Source organism: Streptomyces sp. NPDC002574 (assembly GCF_042889545.1).
Taxonomy (GTDB): domain Bacteria; phylum Actinomycetota; class Actinomycetes; order Streptomycetales; family Streptomycetaceae; genus Actinacidiphila.
In genome coordinates this window covers 175,446-188,416 of record NZ_JBIARB010000011.1, presented here as the reverse complement: position 1 = coordinate 188,416, position 12,971 = coordinate 175,446, and the positions used below count along the sequence as shown (strand labels likewise).

Sequence of the window (12,971 nt, the reverse complement as noted above, 5' to 3'; positions counted from 1 at the left end):
CCCTGCCGCTGCCCGGGTGTTGCTGCGGGGCGCCCCCCCTCCCCGGGTCCCCGGCGACCGCCAAACCCCGCCCGGCGGGGGGGGCCCCCCCCCGGGGGCCCCCCCCCCCCCCGCCCGTCAGGTGTCCGCGCCGTCCCCGTCAGGCGCCGTCGGCCCGCTGGTGACTGTCGTAGGGACGGGTGATGATCTCCATGCCGTGCCCCGCGGGATCCAGGAAGTACACGCCTCGGCCGCCGTGGTGGTGGTTGATCTCGCCCGGCTGCTTCAGGTGCGGATCCGCGTAGTACGCGAGGCCGGCCTCCTCGATGCGGGCGAAGGCGGCGTCGAACTCCTCGTCGGAGACGAGGAAGGCGTAGTGCTGCATCACGATCGACTCCGCGGGGATGGTGGCGAAGTCCAGGGTGACCCCGTTGCTCGTGGCGACCGGGACGAACGGCCCCCACTCGGCGCCGACTTCGAGACCCAGGATGCGGGCGAGGAAAGCGGCGGACTCCCGGTTGTCCCGGGCGTGGACGATGGTGTGGTTCAACTCGACGGGCATGTGTGGAATGCCTCCGTGGGCAGTCTCACGGGCACCTCCATGCCTCACCCGGCCGGTGACCGGCACGCGATGCCGTGCCACGAGCCTAACGCCCGTGACCGATAGATGACGAGTATCATCGGACGGGCGGTCGCACCACGGCCGGTGCACAACCGGGCGAAGCCGCCGGTCACCCGCGCGGTGGATCCCACCGGACGTGCGAGATGAGGTGGACCGGAGATGAGCAGGGTGTCGCAGGCCGAGGCGCAGGCCAACCGGGAGCGCGTGGTCGAGGCCGCCTCCCGGCTCTTCCGCGAGCGGGGTGTGGCCAACGTCAGTGTCGTGGACGTCATGCAGGCGGTCGGTCTGACCCAGGGCGGCTTCTACAAGCAGTTCGCCTCCAAGGACGCCCTGGTCGCCGAGGCCGAGGCCAAGGGTTTTGCGGACATGCTGCAGTACCTGGCCGCACTGGACGCCGAGTTCGACGGCCACGACGCGGCGGTCTCCGCCCTGTGCGACCGGTACCTCTCCACCGACCACCGCGACTCCCCGGGCGCCGGGTGCCCGGCGGCCGGTTTCGGCGGCGACGTCGCACGGGAACCCGAGTGGCGTGCCCCCTACGTGGCGGGCGTCCGCGACATGGCCGGATGGGTCGCCCCCGGAAAGGCCGGCCTGGCGGGGCTGGCCACACTGGTGGGAGGCATGCTCCTCGCCCGGGCCACCGCGGGGTCACCCCTTTCGGAGGAGATCCTCGAGGCCGTGCGAGAGGCCGCGAAGCCGGCCGGCGACGTGCCGCACGGGTAGCAGGGCGGCGACGCGCCGCACGGGCAGTGGGCCGGCTCTCACCGCGCGGGAGCGGGCGCCGCCCGGTGCGGATCCGCCACTCCCGGCGGCGTGAATCCGAAAACGGTTCCGTACAGGGACAGTTCCACCTCCAGCGAGGCGATCATGGTGCTCTGCCGGCGGAAGCCGTGACCCTCCCCCTCGAACACGATGTGGGAGTACGGGACGGACCGTGCCGCCACGCCCCGAAGGAACGCCGTGCTCTGGGCAGGCGGGCAGATGACGTCGTCCGCGCCCTGGAGGAGGACGAACGGGACGGCCACCTCGGCGGTGCGGAAGGCCGGGGACCGCTCCTCGTAGCGTTCGGGCACGGACTCCGCCGGGCCGATCAGCGCGTCGCGGTAGTGCGACTCGAAGTCGTGGGTGAGTCCCGCGGCGAGCGACCGGAGGTCCAGGACGGGGTAGTACAGGGCCGCACACGCGTACAGGTCGGTGACCGCCAGGGAGAGCGCGGCGGTGAAGCCGCCCGCGCTGTGCCCGCGGATCGCGAGGCGCCCGGCGTCGGCCGCCCCCTCCTCGACCAGCGCCCGGGCGACGACCGCGCAGTCCTCGACGTCCACCACACCCCACCGCTCGCGCAGCCGCTCGCGGTACGCGCGCCCGTAGCCGGGCGTCCCGCCGTAGTCGACGTCGACAACGCCGATGCCGCGCGACGTGAAGTACGCGATCTCCGCGTTGAGGGTGAGCGGGGCGCGCAGCCCGGGACCGCCCTGCGCCCACACGACGTAGGGGGCCGCTCGTCCTCGGGGCCGAAGGCCGCCGGGTCGCGGGGCGGAGCGGGGCGGGGGCGGTCCCGCGCTCAGGGTTCGCCGGTGACGGGGCGGTCCTGCCCGGCCGGGCCTTGCTCCGCCGGTAGGTGCTCCGCAGGTCGTTGCTCCGTCGGCCGTGCGGCGCTGCCGGAGACGGCGAGACTGCCCAGGAGGCGCAGGAGTTCCTCGTCGCGGCTGCCGGGTTCGGCGTGCAGGACGACCAGGACAAAGCCGTCTGTGCCGCCGACGGACAGTTTGTCGGCCGGCAGGTCCAGGTCGCCGACCAGGGGGTGGGTCAACCGCGTGACGTGGCCCTTCTGCGGCCGTACGTCGTGGCGTCCCCACAGCTGGCGGAAGCGCTCGCTGCGCAGGGAGAGTTCGCCGACGAGGTCGTTCAGCCGGGGGTCGTCGGCCCCCGGACCGGCTTGGGCGCGGAGCGTCGCGACGCCCTCCCGCGTCACCGCCTCCCAGTCCCGGCGCCGGGCACGCTCGGCAGGATCGAGGAAGGCGGCCCGCAGCAGGTTCACACCGCGGGTGTTGTTCGGTGACAGGGCCGCGCCGAGCGCGTTCGCCCCGAGGACGTCGAAGAACCTGTTCTGTGCCCAGGCCGGGTTGGCGGGCCAGCCGTCGATCAACTGCCGGATGCTGTGCGGCATCTGCTCCAGTCGCGGCTTGCGGGCGGCGGGCCGCGCCCGGGCCCGGCCGGCCGCCCCCGTTTGTGCCAGTGCGAGCAGATGCGCGGTGGCGTCGTCGTCCAGCCGCAGCACCCGGGCGATCGAGGCGAGCACCTGCGCGGAGGGGTTGCGGTCGCGTCCCTGCTCCAGCCGCAGGTAGTAGTCCGCACTGACGCCGGCGAGCAGGGCGACCTCCTCCCGGCGCAGGCCCTGGACACGTCGCAACCCGGCCGGGGTGATACCGGCCTCCTCGGGCGCGACCAGACCCCGGCGCGCGCGGAGGAATTCGCCGAGTGCGTTCGTACCGTCCATGCCGTCGACGGTAACCGCGCGGGGCCGTTGCGTGCCTGGCCCTCTCGCTCCCATGAACGTGGGGGCACTGCCGTCCGCGGTGGCACCCGCGCACAGTGGTCGTCGGCCGGGACCGGGGCGATGCGCACCCCGATGCGATCGCCCGACTCGACGCCGTGGACACCGTCCGCGACCGGGGGCCGCTCCCGACGTCCACCCCGTACCCGACACCGACATCGACACCATTCGAGGAACCCACATGACCATCACACTCGTCACCGGCGGCAACAAGGGGCTGGGCCGCGAGACCGCCCGGCAGCTGATCGAGCGCGGCCACACCGTCTGGATCGGCTCCCGCGACACCGCACGCGGCCGGGCCGCCGCCGACGACCTCGGTGCCCGCTTCGTGCAGCTCGACGTCACCGACGACGCCTCCGTCACCGCGGCGGCGGAGGAACTGCGCCGCCGGGAGGGCCGCCTCGACGTCCTGGTCAACAACGCGGGCGTCTTCGAGGGCATGGTGAACGCCGAGCAGGCCACGGCCGACCACATGACCACCGTCTTCGACGTGAACGTCATCGGCCTGGTGCGCGTGACGCACGCGTTCCTGCCGCTGCTCCAGGCGTCGGACAGCCCTGTCGTGGTGAACGTCAGCAGCGGGCTCGGCTCGCTCGGCGTGGTCCAGGACCCCACGCGGCACGAGTCCCACTTCGTGACGCCGGTCTACTCGTCCGCCAAGGCCGCGGTGAACATGCTGACCGTCCAGTACGCCAAGGGCCTGCCCGCCATGAGGGTCAACGCCGTCGAGCCCGGCTTCAGCGCCACCGATCTGCACGGCATGAGCGGCGACGGCATCCAGAGCCCCCAGGAGGGCGCCGAGGCGATCGTGACGCTCGCCACGATCGGCCAGGACGGCCCCACCGGCACCTTCACGGCCCGCACCGGGCCGCTGCCCTGGTGAACGGCCGCCCTCGCGGGCCCCGGCCGGCGCGCCGCCGCGGGCCCGCCCGGGCGGTCGGCCCGCACGGTTTCGCAGGTGATCCCAGTAGCATGCGTGGAGTGGGTCCGAGCGGCGCATGCCCGTGCCGGTCCCGTACGCACCGCCGACCGACGGTCGCGGCCAGCCCCGAGCCGGAGATCCGACACGCACATGGTGACCATCGCCTATCAGGGAGAGCCGGGGTCGAACTCCGCCGCCGCGGCCCATGACCTGTACCCCGGAAGCCGCGACCTGCCCTGCACGACCTTCGAGCAGGCCCTGGAGGCGGTGACGCTGGGTACCGCGGACCTCGCGGTGATCCCCATGGACAACTCCGCGGCCGGCCGCGTCGCCGACGTCCACCACCTGCTCCCGGACTCCGGCCTGTCGATCATCGCCGAGTACTTCCTGCCCATCCGTTTCGACCTGATGGGCGTTCCCGACGGGTCGCTGGAGGACGTGGAGTGCGTCCGCAGCCACGTGCACGCCCTGGGCCAGTGCCGGAAGATCATCCGCGAGGGCGGCTGGCAGACCCTGGTGAGCGACGACACCGCCGGCGCCGCCCGCGAGGTCGCCGAGCTCGGCGACCCGCGGCACGCGGCGCTCGCCCCGCCCGGGGCCGCCGCCCTCTACGGACTGCGGGTGCTGGCGAGCGGCGTCGAGGACACCCACGACAACACCACGCGCTTCGTGGTCCTGGCCCGCGACGCACAGCTCCCGGTGGTCACCGGCGAGCCGATGATGACCAGCCTCTTCTTCTCCGTGCGGAACATCCCGAGCGCGCTGTACAAGGCGCTGGGCGGCTTCTCCAGCAACGCCGTGAACCTCACCAAGATCGAGAGCTACCAGGTCGGCGCCGGGCTCGCGGCCAGCCGCTTCTACATCGAGATCGAGGGCCACCCGGACGAGAAGCGGGTCGCCCTGGCCCTGGAGGAGCTGCGCTTCTTCTCCTCCGAGGTGCGCTTCATGGGCGTCTACCCGGGGCACCCCCACCGCACCGCCGAAGGCGCCTGACCGACCACGCGTGCCCGCGGGCCCCGTCCCCCTGCCGAGGGGGGACGGGGCCCGCGATGCACGACGACCGTGCCCGCTGTTACGGCTGCTCGGTGTAGCGCTTGGCCGGCTGCGACAGCGAGATCACCGGGGCGAGCGCGAGCCGCGCCTCGTCGTAGGCCGTCCACGCGTCGTAATCCGGCAGCGAGGGGATCGTCACCAGCTCACCGGCGTCAAGACCGGCGAGGGCGGCCCGGGCCGCGTCCCGCGGGGACATGACCGCCTCCTTGGGCAGCTGGTGCAGCTCGATGCCCGAACCGTCCCAGATGGCCGTCTCCAGCGCGCCCGGGACCACGACCTGGACGCGCACGGGGGAGTCGGCGAACTCCTGCGCCAGCGCCTGGGTGAACGCGATCACGTACGCCTTGGCCGCGCCGTACACCGCGCCCACCGGGGGGATGTTCAGCGCGAACGCCGAGGAGATGTTGACGATCGAGCCCGCGCCGCGCCCGGTGAACGCCTTCGCCGCGGCCGCCGCGATCCGGGTCGCGGAGGTCACGTTGAGCGTGATCAGCGACTCCAGTTGATCCGGGTCCGCCGCCGACAGGGGGCCGAACGACGCACTGCCGGCGTTGTTGACCAGGATGTCGATCGCCGCGTCGTCGGAGGCCAGGCGGGCCTCGACGGCCCTGATGCCCTCGGCGGTGGACAGATCGGCGCTCACGATCGAGACCGCGCGCCCCGACCGCTCCGCCAGGCTCGCGGCGGCCTTCTCCAGTCGCGCCCGGTCGCGGGCGACCATCACGATGTCGTAGCCGCGCGCGGCCAGTTCCTCCGCGTAGGCCGCGCCCAGGCCCGCGGTCGCGCCGGTGATGAGTGCCGTTCCGGCCGATGCTGTGGACATGTCGATCCCTCTCGTTCGTCGGCGCGCCGTCGCGCCTTAGATACTCTGCATAATCTAAGGCGTGCGTGCCGGATCCTATTCCGGCTCTGGCGGAAGAACGGGTGCGAAGGGGGGAGGGGGAGAGGGAGTGGCGGCCCTCCGCGATCAGCGCGCGTTCGCGGCGGCGGCCGCGACAGCCTCCAGGGTCGTGTCGAGCAGGACCTCGACGCGTTCGGCGCCGCCGCTCTCCGTCCACGCGGTGACGGCCGTGTTGAGGCAGGCAAGCACCGTCATGGTGACGGCGCGTGCCCGCAACTCCCGCCGCTCGCCGTCGAGTCGGGCGGCGGCGAGGGGGACGAGCAGCTCCTGCCATTCCAACTGCTTCTTCGCCAGCGCCCCCCGCAACGCCGGTGTCGCGGCGAGCATCTCGGACGTGGCCAGCAGCCTGCCGTCGGGGTCGCGGTCGAGGGCGTCGACATGGTCGTCCAGCGCGTGCCGCAGCGCCGCCCACAGCGGTTCGTCCAGGGGCCGGGCCGCCAGCCGGTCGGCGATTCCCTGACCGATGGCCGTCAGGTTCCCGACGACCATGTCCTCCTTGCTGGCGAAGTAGCGGGAGACGCTCCGCCCGGACATGCCGATCTCGGCCGCGATCTGCTCGATGGTGGTCTTCTCGAAGCCGTGCTCGATGAAGAGCGCCATCGCGCGGTCGGCGATCTGCGACCGCACCGTCTGCCGCGTCATCTCCCGGAGCCCTGATCGTGCTGCGTCTGCGCTGCTCATGGGGACAGCCTATTCTGTCACTGACACCAGAGCCGCCGACGGACATTTCTGTCAGGCCCTGCCGACACCGCGGCGGGATCAGAGCTGCGTCTGGCCGCCGTTGACCTCGTAGACGGAGCCCGTGACGAAGGACGCCTCGTCGGACAGCAGGAAGTTCACGACCGCGGCGACCTCTTCCACCTCACCCCTGCGGTTCATCGCCGTCTTCGCCGCGATCGCGGCCCGGACCTCGGGCGGCAGCGCGCGGGCGGACGGGGCGTCGATCGGGCCCGGCGCGACGGCGTTGACGCGGATGCCGCGCTGGGCGTACTCCACGGCCGCGGAACGCGTCAGGCCGATGACGCCGTGTTTGGAGGCCGCGTAGGCGGCCCGCCCGGCGTGCGCCATGACGCCCGCGGTGGACGCCATGTTGACGATCGCCCCGCCGTCACCCTGTGCGAGGAAGCGGGACAGCTGTGCCCGCATGCTGTGGAACACACCGGTGAGGTTGACCTCGATGACGTGCGCCCAGTCGGGCGGGGCTGTCTCGTGGACGTCCATGAGCCGGGGCGTGACGCCCGCGTTGTTGAAGGCGATGTCGAGCCGGCCGTACGCGGCGGCGGTGAACCCCACGAGCCGCTCGGTGTCCTCGGGAACCCGGACGTCGGCCTCGAAGGGCGTCGCCTCGCCGCCCGCCGCCCTGATCTCGCGTGCCACCCGCTCGGCGCCGGCGCCGTCCACGTCGGCCACGACGATGTGCGCGCCCTCGCGGGCGAGGCGCTTGGCCGCCGCTTCGCCGAGCCCCGATCCGGCACCGGTGACGATGCCGGCCTTTCCTGTGACGGACATGGTGGCCTCCCTCAATTCCGGTGCGCGAGAACGGTGAGGACGGCGCCCTGCGGATCGAGCAGCACGGCGATGCGGCCCGCGCCGATGTCGGTGGGCCCCATGAGTACGGTGCCGCCCGCGGCAGAGGCGCGTGCGGCGGCCTCCGCCGTCTCCGCGACCGTGAAGTAGGCGTCCCAGTACGGCGGAATCCCCGGGGCCATCGCGGGCGGGCGGGGCAGCAGCAGGGCGACCCGCGTGTCCGCGAGATGCCAGGCGCGGCGGCCCAGCGGTGCTTCGGGGGCGCCCGCCTCCCATCCGAAAAGGGAGCCGTAGAAGGCGGCCGACGCCTCGACGTCGTCGGTGATGAGCTCGCTCCACGCGAAGGTGCCGGGCTCGCGGGCGGCGCCCGCGACGGCGGTCCGTGCCCCGGTCTCGCGGAGGGCGAACCGAGCGCCCCCGGGGTCGGCGACCTGCACGTCCCCGCCGGGCGAGGGCAGGACGCGACCGCCGGCGGCGGCGACGGCGACGGCCGTCCTGTCGGTGTCGGTCACGGCAACGAACGTCGTCCAGCCCGGCCGCGCCGACTCGCCCACGGCCCGGAGCCCCGCGACGGGCCGCCCGTGGAGCAGGGCCGAGCGATGGCTCCCGTGCGGGCCGTCCTGCGCGAACTCCCAGCCGAAGAGGGCGCCGTAGAAGGCGGCCGCGGCCTCGGGGTCGGGCGACCCGAGCTCGACCCAGCAGGGTGTGCCGGGGGCGTGGGTGGTGGTGCCCATGTCTGCGCTCCTTGCCGTCCGTCCGGGTGCTGCCCCGAACTCTGTTGTCGACTATAGACAGGAGTGTCAGTCAATGACAAAGCTATCGGTCGCTGCCTGGTGAATGTGATGGGCGCATGACAATTACATGGCATGGGACCCGGACGCCGGGAAGCGGGCCGGTCAGGAAGCCGCTCGGTAGAGGCCGCGTCCGGTGCGCCGCACCCGGGAGGCGCCGACGAGCCGGTCGAGCGTGCTGCGCACCGCGTTGATGCTGCCCGCGTTCGCGTCGCGGCCCAGAGCGGCGGCGACATCGCGGGCGCGGACCTCGGTGCCGCCGGTGGTGGCCAGGTACTCCAGGATCTGCTCGGTCAGCTTTCCGTAAGTGCCCTGCATGGCAGCGGACTCGGCCGGATGCGTCCCGGGCACGGATGCGGGCGCGGACACGGTATCGGCCGCCGGCTCCGGCTCGCCCGCCACGGCGGGGACGGAGTCACCGGTGACCTCGTCGAGGTCGGGGGAATCGGTGGGCATCAGCTTCCGAAGGGCGCCGAGTGCCCTGCGCACAGAGCCGAGATGAGCCACGACGGCTGCCAACTCCCGCTCCAGCCCATGCCGTTGTGTCTCGAGGCGCTGGAGTTCGTCCTGGAGCGCCCGAGCGGTGGCCTCGATGTCACGAGCGGTGTGCGTGATGAAGACCATGCGCCCTCTCATCCTCGGCCTCCGGCTCCGTCCTGATCCATAGATTAGTACGGCACGTGGTGACACGGTCACAGTTCATGCCGCGACCTTTGGTCGACAGAACGGGGTTGAAGGGCCGTCCAGGGCGGCCCTGGACGGCCCGGCAGGGTTCACACGTTCCATTGTCACACGGTGTATGCGTGGACGCGTGCCGTACCGGTGAGGGCGCGGTGAATCATCCGAGAACGCGCAGTTCGTCAGGGGGCTGGCGGCATGACAGTGTTTGCAGGACGTTTTGGTTTGCTACGGTGTCACTCGCGTCGGTCGGGCAGACCGACGGCGTCACAGCATCGTTGTGGCCGTGACGCGAGCGACCCGCCCCCCGCGGGCGGGCCGCGCGGAGGACTCCCGGCGTGGATCTGTGGGGAGACCCACGCGGGGAATACGGGAGCGCCCCGTGCTGAGCCTGTCGGGGGTCTTGGCGCGGGGCGTTCCCCCGCGGCCGCCCTCGCCCGCCGAGCCGCTCGCCGACCCGGTGCCGCTCATGGCCGGAGCCCGCTGACGCCCTGGTCCGGGGAACGGGAGTCCCAGGAACACCAGGGTGCTGCCTGGCCCGCCGTCCGCCTGTGAGAGTCGATCGGGCACGACACCGCGTTCACGCCGCACCCGGCGCGGCGGAACGACCCACAGGCGGGAGAAGAATCATGCGGGAGACCACGACCACCGGCGCCACGCCGCTCGTTGTCGGCTTCATCGGTCTCGGCGACCAGGGCGGGCCGATGGCCCGGGCGGTGGCCGAGGCCGGTCACACGCTGCACGTGTGGGCGCGCCGCCGCGCGTCCCTGGACGTGCTGACCGGAGTGCCGTACACGGCGCACGACAGCCCCACGGCGCTCGGCACCGCGTGCGGGATCGTGTGCCTGTGCCTGCCCGAGGACGCTGACGTCGCCGGCATCGCCTTCGACAACGGCCTGCTCGCACACATGCGGCCCGGATCGGTGCTGGTCAACCACGGCACCGGACTCCCCGACCTCGCCCGGCGCCTCACGCTCGCCGCCGACGCGTACGGGGTCGGCGTCCTGGACGCCCCGGTCAGCGGTGGCCGCGCCGGTGCGCTCGCCAAGGCCCTGACGACCATCGTCGGCGGCGACCCCGGCACCGCCGAACGGTGCCGGCCCGTCTTCGAGAGCTTTTCCACGACGGTCGTGCACATGGGCGGTGCGGGTACGGGACAGCTCGGCAAGCTGTTCAACAACACCTTGATGATGATGAATCACAAGAACGTCACCGCCGACAACGCCTCCCATCTGCGAAAGCTGGAACTGCTGGACATGGAGCTGTTCTCGGCCGCCGTGTCCTCCTCCGACGTCTCCGCCGAGGCCGTCGTGAGCCGGGCGGTGGCCGGCGCGCGGGCGCTGGAGGATCTCGTGCGCGCCGTCGCGTCGTGACCGGGGAGGTCGGCGCGGAGTGAGAAACCAACGTTTGGTATATGCTTCAACTATTGACACTGTCGGAGTGGCGTGCACCGGCTCGTGCGACGGGGCGGTTTCACGATCGTCGTGGCTGATGGAAGAGTCCCGGTCGCGGCACGCCCACGGCGGCCGAGGCGCCATCAACCACACGTTGTGACAGCGAATCCCGAATGAGGAACCAGTGAATCCTGCCACCAGCGAACCCATGGCCGATGTGCGAGACATGTACATGGCGCACACCATGCTCCGTCGTGAATTCGGCCTTCTCCCGCAACTCGTGCGGGACGTGGCGCCGTACGACACCAAGCGCTCGGAAGTCGTGGGCGCCCATGCCCAACTCATCTGCGACATCCTGCACTTCCACCACGAGGGCGAGGACGTGATCCTCTGGCCGCTGCTCCACGAGCGTGGCGGCGAGGAGGCCGAGGCCGTCGTGCCGCTGATGGAGGAGCAGCATCACGCCATCGAGGCCGCCCACGACGAGGCGATGCGCCTGCTGCCGGAGTGGAGCTCCACCGCGCGCGGAGGGCACGAGCTCGCCGGCGCGTTCGACCGGCTGCTGGTCACGCTGCTGGAGCACATGACGATGGAGGAACAGCGGATCCTCCCCCTGGCCGAGAAGTACGTCACCGCGGCCGAGTGGCGGCAGCTCGGTGAGCACGGCATGGGCGAGATGCCGAAGAAGGCACTCCCGCTCGCCTTCGGCATGGCGATGTACGAGGGGGACCCCGAGCTGATCAAGGCGGTCCTCGCCGAGGCTCCGCGGCCCGCCCGGATGATCATGCCGTTCCTCGCGCCGCGGTTGTACGCCCGGCACGCCAAGCGGGTCCACGGCACCGCCACCCCGCCGGGCGTCCTTCGCTGACACGCGGCTCGTCGGGGTCACAGGCACCCCGGCATCCCGATCGCCGCGCCCGGGGACGGGGCGCGGTCGTGGTCCGGGGCGCGCGGGCGGGGAGGCCCGCCGCCCCGGCACCGTTCCCGACGTGCTGTCAGGCGGCTAGCCGGTCGGGCCTGTCGGACGGGTCAGACGGGGGAACAGACGGCGGGCGTTGCCCGAGGTCATCAGGTGCTTCCCCGCGGCGTCGAGCACTTCCGCGGCGGTCAGTGCGGCGGCCAGGTCCTTGACGACGGCCGCGGGGGTGAACGGGTAGTCGCTGCCGTACACCAGCCTGTCGGGGTCGACGAGCGAGAGCAGCGCGGGCAGCGCGCGGGGAAGGGCGGCGCCCGCCACGTCGTAGTGCAGTGCGCGCAGGGTCGCCACGACGTCGACGTCGGTCCCGGACATCCGCGCGAACGTGGCGATCCGGTCCGCCAGCACGGGAAGCGCCGCCCCCGCGTGCGGCACGACGAACCGGATGCCGGGACAGCGCTCCAGCACACGACGCAGGGCGAGTTCGGCGACGGCGCGCGTCGAGTCGAAGAGGAACTCGACCATCGGGCGCGGGAATCCGAGTGCGGTCCGCTCCCCGCACACCGGTGACGTCGGGTGCAGCAGCACCACGGTCCGGCGGCGGTGCAGCTCGGCCATCAGCGGTTCGAAGACGCTGTCCCCGAGATACACCCCGTCGTAGTTGGTCAGCAGGATCACCCCGTCCGCGCCGAGGACGTCCAGGGCGTGGGCGAGTTCGGTGAGCGCGGCCGTGACATCGGGCAGCGGCAGTGAGGCCAGCAGCCCGAACCGCCGCGGATGGTCCCGGACGACGGCGGCGCCCTCCTCGTTGACGGTGCGGGCCAGCGTCGCGGCGGCGGCCGCGTCCCCCAGCGAAACACCGGGGGAGGAGACGGACAGCATCGCGGTCGCCACCCCGGTCCCGTCCATCAGCGCGAGCGCGCTCTCCGGACTCCACTCGGGGATCGCCGGCATGCCGTCGGGGCGCGTGTGCCCGGCGGCCGTCAGCGCCCTGCGGTAGGACGGGGTGATGTAGTGGGTGTGGACGTCGATCGCCCCGCCGAGCCCGGCGAAGTCCTGTGCGGCGGCGGCCATGGCGCTCCTCGATGCGGTCCGGCTGATCGCTGCGATCGGTCCGTTCCGACTGATCGGACCGATCGGAACGATCACAACACCACCTCCGGCGGCGCGGCGGGAGGTTGTCCGTGTCGCGGGGCGCTCCGCCCGGAAGGCCCAAGGCCCGCCCCCGGGCGGGCAGTGGAGCGGCCCGCCCGAAGTCGTCGGCATGCGGGGGGCGATAGGGGGCACATGACGGGCGACGAGCTTGTTCACAGGGAGGCGGCCATGGAGATCTCAGGCATCATCAGTGCCATCATCATCGGCGTGATCATCGGCATTCTGGGACGTCTGGTGGTCCCGGGACGTCAGCACATCGGCGTGATCTGGACCATTCTGATCGGCATCGTCGCGGCGCTGATCGGCTCGGCCATCGCGGCGGGCGTGGGCGTCGCGGACACCAAGGGCGTCGACTGGATCGAGTGGCTCATCCAGATCGCCCTGGCCGCGGTGGGCGTCGCCGCCCTGGACCGGGCGAAGGCGCATCGCTGACCTTCGCATCCGCACAGCGCACCGGGGCCCGGGCCGCACGGCCCGGG

15 protein-coding genes are annotated in these 12,971 nt (G+C 72.4%); 6 read left to right on the top strand and 9 right to left on the bottom strand.

What is annotated here, in order from left to right; all coding sequences use genetic code 11:
- Positions 1-139: 139 nt before the first annotated feature.
- Positions 140-541, bottom strand: a complete 402-nt coding sequence (locus tag ACFYXS_RS27070) for a VOC family protein (protein ID WP_389252664.1) — start codon at positions 539-541, stop codon at positions 140-142.
- A 219-nt stretch (positions 542-760) separates the two neighbouring features.
- Between ACFYXS_RS27070 and ACFYXS_RS27065 the strand changes: the two genes are divergently transcribed.
- Entirely contained in the window at positions 761-1,324 is a 564-nt protein-coding gene (locus ACFYXS_RS27065) for a TetR/AcrR family transcriptional regulator (protein ID WP_389252662.1), read from the top strand.
- A gap of 38 nt (positions 1,325-1,362) precedes the next feature.
- Here ACFYXS_RS27065 and ACFYXS_RS27060 read toward each other — a convergent pair whose 3' ends face one another.
- Positions 1,363-2,085, bottom strand: coding sequence for a prolyl oligopeptidase family serine peptidase (locus tag ACFYXS_RS27060; protein WP_389252660.1), 723 nt, complete (start codon positions 2,083-2,085; stop codon positions 1,363-1,365).
- A gap of 77 nt (positions 2,086-2,162) precedes the next feature.
- Complete coding sequence (locus ACFYXS_RS27055) at positions 2,163-3,098, bottom strand: helix-turn-helix domain-containing protein (RefSeq protein WP_389252658.1); 936 nt, start codon at positions 3,096-3,098, stop codon at positions 2,163-2,165.
- A gap of 238 nt (positions 3,099-3,336) precedes the next feature.
- On the opposite strand from ACFYXS_RS27055, the gene ACFYXS_RS27050 reads away from it, so the two are divergent.
- Entirely contained in the window at positions 3,337-4,038 is a 702-nt protein-coding gene (locus ACFYXS_RS27050) for an SDR family NAD(P)-dependent oxidoreductase (protein ID WP_389252656.1), read from the top strand.
- A gap of 189 nt (positions 4,039-4,227) precedes the next feature.
- Positions 4,228-5,070: a prephenate dehydratase gene (locus ACFYXS_RS27045; RefSeq protein ID WP_389252652.1), complete on the top strand. Its 843-nt coding sequence runs from the start codon at positions 4,228-4,230 to the stop codon at positions 5,068-5,070.
- A gap of 79 nt (positions 5,071-5,149) precedes the next feature.
- On the opposite strand, the gene ACFYXS_RS27040 is transcribed toward ACFYXS_RS27045, so the two are convergent.
- The 5 genes from ACFYXS_RS27040 to ACFYXS_RS27020 form a co-directional block, all read right to left on the bottom strand.
- Entirely contained in the window at positions 5,150-5,953 is an 804-nt protein-coding gene (locus tag ACFYXS_RS27040; RefSeq protein WP_389252649.1) for an SDR family NAD(P)-dependent oxidoreductase, read from the bottom strand.
- A gap of 144 nt (positions 5,954-6,097) precedes the next feature.
- Positions 6,098-6,712, bottom strand: a complete 615-nt coding sequence (locus ACFYXS_RS27035) for a TetR/AcrR family transcriptional regulator (protein WP_389252647.1) — start codon at positions 6,710-6,712, stop codon at positions 6,098-6,100.
- 78 nt (positions 6,713-6,790) lie between these two features.
- Positions 6,791-7,540, bottom strand: coding sequence for an SDR family NAD(P)-dependent oxidoreductase (locus tag ACFYXS_RS27030; protein ID WP_389252645.1), 750 nt, complete (start codon positions 7,538-7,540; stop codon positions 6,791-6,793).
- Positions 7,541-7,551: 11 nt separating this feature from the next.
- The gene (locus tag ACFYXS_RS27025; protein ID WP_389252643.1) at positions 7,552-8,292 is read right to left on the bottom strand and encodes a VOC family protein; all 741 of its coding nucleotides are present in this window, start codon (positions 8,290-8,292) and stop codon (positions 7,552-7,554) included.
- A gap of 162 nt (positions 8,293-8,454) precedes the next feature.
- Positions 8,455-8,973 (bottom strand): hypothetical protein, encoded by a 519-nt coding sequence (locus ACFYXS_RS27020; protein ID WP_389252641.1) that lies wholly within the window; start codon positions 8,971-8,973, stop codon positions 8,455-8,457.
- A 683-nt stretch (positions 8,974-9,656) separates the two neighbouring features.
- On the opposite strand from ACFYXS_RS27020, the gene ACFYXS_RS27015 reads away from it, so the two are divergent.
- Positions 9,657-10,400 (top strand): NAD(P)-dependent oxidoreductase, encoded by a 744-nt coding sequence (locus ACFYXS_RS27015; RefSeq protein ID WP_389252639.1) that lies wholly within the window; start codon positions 9,657-9,659, stop codon positions 10,398-10,400.
- A gap of 229 nt (positions 10,401-10,629) precedes the next feature.
- Positions 10,630-11,289 (top strand): hemerythrin domain-containing protein, encoded by a 660-nt coding sequence (locus ACFYXS_RS27010; RefSeq protein ID WP_389252637.1) that lies wholly within the window; start codon positions 10,630-10,632, stop codon positions 11,287-11,289.
- Positions 11,290-11,424: 135 nt separating this feature from the next.
- Here the strand turns inward: ACFYXS_RS27010 and ACFYXS_RS27005 are convergent, their stop codons facing one another.
- Positions 11,425-12,411 (bottom strand): amidohydrolase family protein, encoded by a 987-nt coding sequence (locus tag ACFYXS_RS27005; protein WP_389252635.1) that lies wholly within the window; start codon positions 12,409-12,411, stop codon positions 11,425-11,427.
- A 249-nt stretch (positions 12,412-12,660) separates the two neighbouring features.
- Here ACFYXS_RS27005 and ACFYXS_RS27000 point away from each other — a divergent pair, with 249 nt between their 5' ends.
- Positions 12,661-12,924 carry a GlsB/YeaQ/YmgE family stress response membrane protein gene (locus tag ACFYXS_RS27000; RefSeq protein ID WP_360904050.1) on the top strand — a complete coding sequence of 88 codons (264 nt, stop codon included), beginning with the start codon at positions 12,661-12,663 and terminating at the stop codon, positions 12,922-12,924.
- Positions 12,925-12,971: the final 47 nt, after the last annotated feature.

What these genes read in the sequence shown, in the direction of transcription:
- ACFYXS_RS27070 (WP_389252664.1), bottom strand. Translation starts at nt 541, where the DNA reads ATGCCCGTCGAGTTGAACCACACCATCGTCCACGCCCGGGACAACCGG.
- ACFYXS_RS27065 (WP_389252662.1), top strand. Translation starts at nt 761, where the DNA reads ATGAGCAGGGTGTCGCAGGCCGAGGCGCAGGCCAACCGGGAGCGCGTG.
- ACFYXS_RS27055 (WP_389252658.1), bottom strand. Translation starts at nt 3,098, where the DNA reads ATGGACGGTACGAACGCACTCGGCGAATTCCTCCGCGCGCGCCGGGGT.
- ACFYXS_RS27050 (WP_389252656.1), top strand. Translation starts at nt 3,337, where the DNA reads ATGACCATCACACTCGTCACCGGCGGCAACAAGGGGCTGGGCCGCGAG.
- ACFYXS_RS27045 (WP_389252652.1), top strand. Translation starts at nt 4,228, where the DNA reads ATGGTGACCATCGCCTATCAGGGAGAGCCGGGGTCGAACTCCGCCGCC.
- ACFYXS_RS27040 (WP_389252649.1), bottom strand. Translation starts at nt 5,953, where the DNA reads ATGTCCACAGCATCGGCCGGAACGGCACTCATCACCGGCGCGACCGCG.
- ACFYXS_RS27035 (WP_389252647.1), bottom strand. Translation starts at nt 6,712, where the DNA reads ATGAGCAGCGCAGACGCAGCACGATCAGGGCTCCGGGAGATGACGCGG.
- ACFYXS_RS27030 (WP_389252645.1), bottom strand. Translation starts at nt 7,540, where the DNA reads ATGTCCGTCACAGGAAAGGCCGGCATCGTCACCGGTGCCGGATCGGGG.
- ACFYXS_RS27025 (WP_389252643.1), bottom strand. Translation starts at nt 8,292, where the DNA reads ATGGGCACCACCACCCACGCCCCCGGCACACCCTGCTGGGTCGAGCTC.
- ACFYXS_RS27020 (WP_389252641.1), bottom strand. Translation starts at nt 8,973, where the DNA reads ATGGTCTTCATCACGCACACCGCTCGTGACATCGAGGCCACCGCTCGG.
- ACFYXS_RS27015 (WP_389252639.1), top strand. Translation starts at nt 9,657, where the DNA reads ATGCGGGAGACCACGACCACCGGCGCCACGCCGCTCGTTGTCGGCTTC.
- ACFYXS_RS27010 (WP_389252637.1), top strand. Translation starts at nt 10,630, where the DNA reads ATGGCCGATGTGCGAGACATGTACATGGCGCACACCATGCTCCGTCGT.
- ACFYXS_RS27005 (WP_389252635.1), bottom strand. Translation starts at nt 12,411, where the DNA reads ATGGCCGCCGCCGCACAGGACTTCGCCGGGCTCGGCGGGGCGATCGAC.
- ACFYXS_RS27000 (WP_360904050.1), top strand. Translation starts at nt 12,661, where the DNA reads ATGGAGATCTCAGGCATCATCAGTGCCATCATCATCGGCGTGATCATC.